This is a genomic window from Streptomyces sp. NRRL WC-3549, assembly GCF_000721935.1.
Taxonomy (GTDB): Bacteria; Actinomycetota; Actinomycetes; order Streptomycetales; family Streptomycetaceae; genus Streptomyces.
Genome location: NZ_KL585429.1, coordinates 76,807 through 78,040, shown reverse-complemented (window position 1 = coordinate 78,040; position 1,234 = coordinate 76,807). Strand labels below are relative to the sequence as shown.

Genomic DNA, 1,234 nt, shown 5'->3' with positions numbered 1-1,234 from the left:
GCCCCCCCGCCACCAGCGCCCGCATGAGCCGGAGGTCGTCGCCCATCTCCGGGTGCCACTGGACCCCCGTCACCCAGGGGGTCTCGCCGGGCAGTTCGACCGCCTCCACCGTGCCGTCCGCCGCGCGCGCCGACACCACGAGGCCCGGGGCGAGGCGCTCCACCGCCTGGTGGTGGTAGGTGGGAACGGACGCCTCCTCCGGGACGATCGAGGCGTACCGGGTCCCCGGCACCGGGACCACGGGGTGCTCGCCCAGCACCCCCGCCTTGCCGAACGGGCCCGTGTGGCCGTCCAGATGCTGGGTCAGGGTGCCGCCGAGGGCGACGTTCAGCAGCTGCATCCCGCGGCAGATGCCCAGCACCGGGACGTCGGCGGCCATCGCGGCCCGCAGCAGGGCGACCTCCCAGGCGTCGCGCTCGTGCGCCGGGGGCCCCGTCCTGAAGTCGCGCTCCGCGCCGTACAGTCCGGGGTCGATGTCGGCGCCGCCCGCGATCACCAGCCCGTCCAGCCGGGCCACGACCGCCGGGGCCCGTTCCGCCTCGTCCGGCGGGAGCAGGGCCGCGAGGCCCCCGGAGCGCTGGACCAGCCGCGGACAGGCGGAGGGGAGGACCGCCGCCGGGAGCTCCCAGACCTCCCAGCGGGCCGCCGGTTCCCGATGGGTCGTGACGCCGATGAGCGGCTCGTGCATGGTGCGGTCCCTCCGGCGGGCGGCGGTCGTGCCGACCGGCCCAGTGCAATGGTGATGCGCCATACCTTTGTTCGTCATGCACCGGGGCGCAAGAGAAAGGATCCGGAAGGGCGGGTTCAAGCCAGGAAGCCCCGCAGCAGCGCCGCCGTCCCCGCGCAGTGCTCGCGCGCCACCGCCCGCGCCGTCTCCGCGTCCCCGGCCAGCACCGCGTCCACGAGCACCGTGTGCTGGTGCTGGGAGTGCTCCAGGTCGCGTACCAGCAGCGGCACGCAGTCCAGCAGGTCGTTGACCGTCGCCCGTACGGAGGCGTACTGGGCGCTCAGGGCCGGCGAACCGCAGAGCCCGGCCAGTGTCAGGTGGAAGGAGGTGTCGCGCCGGCGGTAGTCGGGCAGAGGTGCTTCGTGTGTCGCCCGCAGAGCCGTCCGCAACCGGTCCGCGCCCTCCTCGTCGAGGCCGTGCGCCGCGCACAGCCCGGCCGCCCCGGCCTCCAGGACCTCGCGGAAGCGCAGCACGTCCTGGAGGCCGGCCTCCTCGGCCCGGCGGCGC

At 75.7% G+C, this 1,234-nt stretch carries 2 protein-coding genes; both read right to left on the bottom strand.

Annotation, left to right across the window (positions count from 1 at the left end; translation table 11 throughout):
* The coding region (locus tag IH13_RS0130000) for a gamma-glutamyl-gamma-aminobutyrate hydrolase family protein (RefSeq protein WP_063837513.1) at positions 1 to 688 on the bottom strand (688 nt) is incomplete at its 3' end.
* Positions 689 to 804: 116 nt separating this feature from the next.
* Positions 805 to 1,234 (bottom strand): FadR/GntR family transcriptional regulator (locus tag IH13_RS0129995; protein ID WP_031089212.1); only part of this gene is annotated, 430 nt, incomplete at its 5' end.